General features: G+C 69.2%; 5 protein-coding genes. All 5 read right to left on the reverse strand.

Annotation, left to right across the window (positions count from 1 at the left end):
* Nucleotides 1–591, reverse strand: a 591-nt coding sequence (locus VM95_RS36780; RefSeq protein ID WP_045705520.1) for an ABC transporter ATP-binding protein, incomplete at its 3' end; no start/stop codon positions are given.
* Nucleotides 592–607: 16 nt separating this feature from the next.
* Nucleotides 608–1,522 carry an ABC transporter permease gene (locus tag VM95_RS36785; protein WP_045705522.1) on the reverse strand — a complete coding sequence of 305 codons (915 nt, stop codon included), beginning with the start codon at nt 1,520–1,522 and terminating at the stop codon, nt 608–610.
* Nucleotides 1,523–1,598: 76 nt separating this feature from the next.
* Nucleotides 1,599–2,525, reverse strand: a complete 927-nt coding sequence (locus VM95_RS36790) for an ABC transporter permease (protein ID WP_045705516.1) — start codon at nt 2,523–2,525, stop codon at nt 1,599–1,601.
* A gap of 109 nt (nt 2,526–2,634) precedes the next feature.
* A complete protein-coding gene (locus tag VM95_RS36795) occupies nt 2,635–4,257 on the reverse strand; it encodes a peptide ABC transporter substrate-binding protein (RefSeq protein ID WP_045705518.1) in 1,623 nt (540 codons plus the stop codon).
* A 220-nt stretch (nt 4,258–4,477) separates the two neighbouring features.
* A partial coding sequence (locus tag VM95_RS36800; RefSeq protein WP_045705524.1) for an ABC transporter ATP-binding protein occupies nt 4,478–5,213 on the reverse strand: 736 nt, incomplete at its 5' end.

The following is a 5,213-nucleotide window of genomic DNA, read 5'->3' on the forward strand; positions in this document are numbered from 1 at the left end:
CTCGTCGGCGATGATCAGGTCCGGTTCCAGGGCCAGCGCCATGGCGATCATGATGCGCTGGCGCATGCCGCCGGAGAACTGGTGCGGGTAGTCGTTCACCCGCTGTTTGGCGGCCGGGATGCGGACCCGCTCCATCAGCTCGACGGCCTTCGCCTTGGCTTCCGCCCGGGACAGGCCCTGGTGGGCGCGGAACATCTCGCCCAGCTGGAAGCCGACGCTGAGCACCGGGTTGAGCGCGGACAGCGCGTCCTGGAAGATCATCGCGATCTTCCGGCCGCGGATCCGGCGCCGCTCGTCCTTGCCCATCTTCAGCATGTCCTGGCCGCGGTAGCGGATCTCCCCGCGCGGGATCCGGGCCGGCGGCATGTCCAGGATGCCCATGATCGCCTGCGCCGTCACCGACTTGCCGGAGCCGGACTCGCCGAGGACGGCCAGCGTCTCCCCGGCCCGGACGCTGTAGTTGACGCCGTTGACGGCCCTGGCCACGCCGTCCCGGGTGACGAACTCGACGTGCAGGTCCCGTACGTCGAGCAGCGGCCCCTGGTACGCCGCGTCCTGCTCGCCCTTGGTGGTGTCCACCGCTGTGGTCACGTTGCGCTCCCCTCGCTCAGCGAAGCTTCGGGTCGAGGGCGTCGCGCACCGCGTCGCCCAGCATGATGAAGGCCAGCACGGTGACGGACAGCGCGGCGGCCGGGAAGAACAGCACGTACGGCGCCGTGCGGATCACCTTCTGGGCGGAGGAGATGTCGATGCCCCAGGAGATGGTCGGGTCCTGCAGGCCGATGCCGAGGAAGCTCAGCGTCGCCTCGGCGGCGATGTAGCCGCCGAGCGCGATGGTGGCGACGACGATCACCGGGGCGATCGCGTTCGGCAGGATGTGCCGGAACATCAGCCGCCCGGTCCCGGCGCCGAGCGCCCGGCCGGCCACCACGTAGTCGGCCTGCTTGACGGTCAGCACCGCGCCGCGCATCACGCGGGCGATCTGGGTCCAGCCGAGCACCCCGAGCGCGATGACCACGCTCCACACCGTGCGGGTGGAGAAGGCGTTGAGCAGCACCAGGGCGCCGAGCAGCAGCGGGATGCCGAAGAAGATGTCGACGATCCGGGAGATCACCGCGTCGACGGCGCCGCCGAAGTACCCGGCGACCATGCCGGTGAGCCCGCCGATCACGGTGACCGCGGCGGTGACGAAGATGCCGACGGTGATCGAGGCGCGGGCGCCGTACACCACCCGGGCGAAGATCGAACGGCCCTGCGCGTCGTAGCCGAACCAGCCGTTGCCGAAGACGTCGCCCCAGTCCGGCCGGCGCAGGTAGTTGTGCACCAGGTCGGCCTTGCGCGGGTCGGCGTCGGTGAAGGCGTAGGGGAAGATCGCCATCACGACCAGCAGCAGGATCAGGACCGCCGAGAGCAGGAAGATCGGCCGCCGGCGCAGGTCCCGCCAGGCGTCGCCCCACAGGCTGCGGGCCTCCTCGCGCTTCGCGGCGTCGGGCTCGACCAACGTCTCCTGCTCGACGGCCATGCCCTGCTCGCCCGCGTAGTCGAGGCGCGAGAGCCCGGGCTTCGGGTGCGGCTCGTACGAGTCCTCGTCGTGGATGTCAGGCATAGCGGATCCTCGGGTCCAGGACGGCGTAGAGGAGGTCGACGAGCAGGCTGGCGACCAGGTAGACGATCACCAGGACGGTCACGATGCCGACCACGGTGGGTCCTTCCTTGGTGTTGATCGCCCGGTACAGCACGTTGCCGATGCCCTGCACGTTGAAGATGCCCTCGGTGACGATCGCCCCGCCCATCAGGGCGCCGAGGTCGGTGCCGAGGAAGGTGACCACCGGGATCAGCGAGTTGCGCAGCAGGTGGCGGGTGATGATGGTCCGCCGGGGCAGGCCCTTGGCGACCGCGGTGCGCATGTAGTCGGCCCGCAGGTTCTCGCCGATGGACGTCCGGGTGAGCCGGGCGACGTACGCGAGCGAGAGCGAGCCGAGCACGACCGCCGGTAGCGCCAGTTGGGAGAGGTCCCGGGAGTCCTGCACCGTCGGCGTCACCCAGCCGAGGTTCGTGGCGAAGATGGTCTGCGCGATGTAGGCCAGCACGAAGACCGGGACGGAGATCACCACCAGGGTCAGGATCAGCACCGCGGTGTCCGCGATGCTGCCGCGGCTCAGGCCGGAGATCAGGCCGAGCGCGAGGCCGAGGACCATCTCGAAGACGAAGGCCAGCAGCGCGAGCCGGATGGTGATCGGGAAGGCGTCCTTCATGATGTCGGAGACCGGCCGGCCGGTGAAGCTGGTGCCGAAGTCCCCCTGGAAGAGGTTCCCCATGTAGTGCAGGTACTGCTTCCAGATCGGCTGGTCGAGGAAGTACTTGTGCTTGATGCTGGCCACCACGGCCGGGTCCGCCGCCTTCTCGCCGAACAGGGCGGTCACCGGGTCACCCGGCAGCGTGTAGACCATCAGGAAGATCAGCAGCGTGGTGCCGAAGAACACCGGGATCATCTGCAGCACCCGCCGCAGCACGTAACTGCCCATCCGAGCCTCCTTCTTCCTAGGTAGCCGGCCGGTCGGGCGGACCGGTCGGCCGGGAGGGCCGGGCCCCGCCCTCCGTGCGGGGAGGGCGGGGCCGGCGGGAGCCGATGGATCAGCCCTTGACCTCGACCTGGGTCCAGGCCGGGTTGCCGAAGGAGTCGAACTTGACGTTCTGCACCTTGGTGGAGAAGCCCGAGTTGGTGCGGTAGTACCAGAGCGGGATGGCCGGCATCCCGCTCGGCAGCACGGCCTCGGCCGCCTGGTAGCCGCTCACCGTGTCGGCGACGCTCGCGGCCTCGTCGGCCTTGGTGGCGGCCTCGTCGAACTTCGGGTCGCTGTAGCCGAAGTCGTTGGAGGCGGCGCCGGTGCGGTACACCTCGTTCAGGAAGTTGGCGTTCAGCGGGTAGTCCTGCACCCAGCCGGTGCGGAAGGCGCCGTTGAGCGAGTGCGAGGTGATCGCCGCGCGGGCGGTCTTGAAGTCGGACTTCGGGTCGCCCAGGCAGTCGACACCGGTGTTCTGCCGGATCGAGTTGCAGACCGCGTCGACCCACTCCTTGTGGCCGCCGTCCGCGTTGTAGGTGATCAGCAGCTTGTTGCCGGGGACGCCGCCGCCCTCCTGGATCAGCTGCTTGGCCTTGGCCGGGTCGAACTTGCAGAAGTCGCCGCAGGCGCCGTCCTTGAAGCCCTCGACGCCCTCGGCGACCCACGCGGTGGCCGGCTTGCGGGAGCCCTGCAGCACGGTCTTGGTGATGGTGTCGCGGTCGATCGCCATCGACAGGCCCTGGCGCACCTTGGCCTTGTCGGCGCCGGCCCAGTCGGCCTGGTACAGGGTGAAGCCGATGTTCTGGATGGCGCCCTGCGGGGCGTCGATCGCCCGGTCGCCCAGGTCGTTCTTGTACGTCGCCAGCGCGGACGGCGGCACCTGGTCCATCACGTCCAGGTTGCTGGACTGCAGGTCCGCGTAGGCGGCCTCGGACGTGGTGTACATCTTGAAGCGGATGCCGCCGTTCTTCGGCTTGTCCACGCCCTGGTAGTCCGGGAAGGCCTTGGTGACGACCTCGGTGTTGTGGGCCCAGCTGACGAACTGGTAGGGGCCGTTGCCGACCGGCTTCTGCCCGTACCCGGCCGGGTCCTTGAAGAAGCCGTCCGGCAGCGGGGAGAAGGCGATGTAGCCGAGCTTGTACGTGAAGTACGAGACCTTGTTGCTCAGCTTGATGGTGAAGTGCAGGTCGTCGGTGACGGTCAGGCCGGACATCGTGTCGGCGGTCGGCTGGCCGCTGGCCGGGTGGACGTCCTTGTAGCCCTCGATGTCGGAGAACCAGGAGCTGTTGATCTGGGCGTTCTTCGGGTTGGCGCTCCAGTTCCAGGAGTCCACGAAGTTCTTGGCGTGCACCGGGGTGCCGTCGTGGAACTTCCAGCCGTCCTTCAGGGTGACGGTGAAGGTCTGCGAGTCGCTGGTGTCGATCTTGTCGGCGACCTGCATGCGGATCTTGGCGGTGCTGGGGTCGTAGTCCACCAGCCCCTTGAAGAGGTTCTGGATGATGCGACCGCCGCCGACCTCGTTCGCGTTGGCCGGCTGCAACGGGTTCTGCGGCTCGCTGCTCTGGTAGCTGAAGGTCTTGCTGGCGTCCGACGAGCTGCCGCCTCCTCCGCCGCTGCTGCTGCAGCCGGTGGCCGCCAGGGCCACGGACGTAGCGGCGGCGAGGACCAGGCGAGCACGGGCGGCTACGGGCATGGAGGTCCCTCCTCATGGTGTGTGTCGCATCACACCCCATGAGAAGCGCGCCCCGGCGACGGCGCGAGTCGGGAGCACCCGGACGGGTGCCGTGACCCTGCGCCGAGTTGACGCCGCGACGGATCGGCGCCGGTCCCGGTCCGCGCGGCACCCGGCCCGGGAACGCCGGAAGGGCCCGCGGCCGGAGCCGCGAGCCCTTCCGGGTGTGCCAGGGGGGACGTCAGGCCGCGGCCGACTCCCGGACCTCGGGGAAGTGGCAGGCCGAGTCGTGCGCGGCCGGGCCCTCCAGCGTGGTCGGGATCGCCAGCAGCGGGACCTCCTCGGAGCAGCGGTCCTCCGCCTTCCAGCACCGGGTGCGGAAGCGGCAGCCGGACGGCGGGTTGGCCGGCGAGGGGATGTCGCCGCTGAGGATGATCCGCTCGCGGTTCTCGCGCGCCGTCGGGTCCGGCACCGGCACGGCGGAGAGCAGCGCCTGGGTGTACGGGTGGGTGGCGTTCTCGTAGATCTGCTCGTCGGTGCCGATCTCGACCATCTTGCCGAGGTACATCACGCCGACGCGGTCGGAGATGTGCCGGACGATGGAGAGGTCGTGCGCGATGAACATGTACGACAGGCCGAACTCGCCCTGCAGCTGCTCCAGCAGGTTGATCACCTGCGCCTGGACGGACACGTCCAGGGCGGAGACCGGCTCGTCGCAGATGATGATCTCGGGCTTGAGCGCGAGGCCGCGGGCGATGCCGATGCGCTGGCGCTGGCCGCCGGAGAACTGGTGCGGGTACCGGTTGATGTACTCCGGGTTCAGGCCGACGACGTCCAGCAGGTCCTGGACGGCCTTGCGGCGGTCGCCCTTGGGAGCCACCTCGGGGTGGATCTCGAAGGGCTCGCCGATGATGTCGCCGACCGTCATGCGCGGGTTGAGCGAGGTGTACGGGTCCTGGAACACCATCTGGATGTTG

Origin of the sequence: Streptomyces rubellomurinus (assembly GCF_000961885.1) — a bacterium.
Lineage (GTDB): Bacteria > Actinomycetota > Actinomycetes > Streptomycetales > Streptomycetaceae > Kitasatospora > Kitasatospora rubellomurina.

Bases quoted from the DNA above. Each gene is read 5' to 3' on its own strand.
- VM95_RS36785 (WP_045705522.1), bottom strand. From the start codon at position 1,522: ATGGCCGTCGAGCAGGAGACGTTGGTCGAGCCCGACGCCGCGAAGCGC.
- VM95_RS36790 (WP_045705516.1), bottom strand. From the start codon at position 2,525: ATGGGCAGTTACGTGCTGCGGCGGGTGCTGCAGATGATCCCGGTGTTC.
- VM95_RS36795 (WP_045705518.1), bottom strand. From the start codon at position 4,257: ATGCCCGTAGCCGCCCGTGCTCGCCTGGTCCTCGCCGCCGCTACGTCC.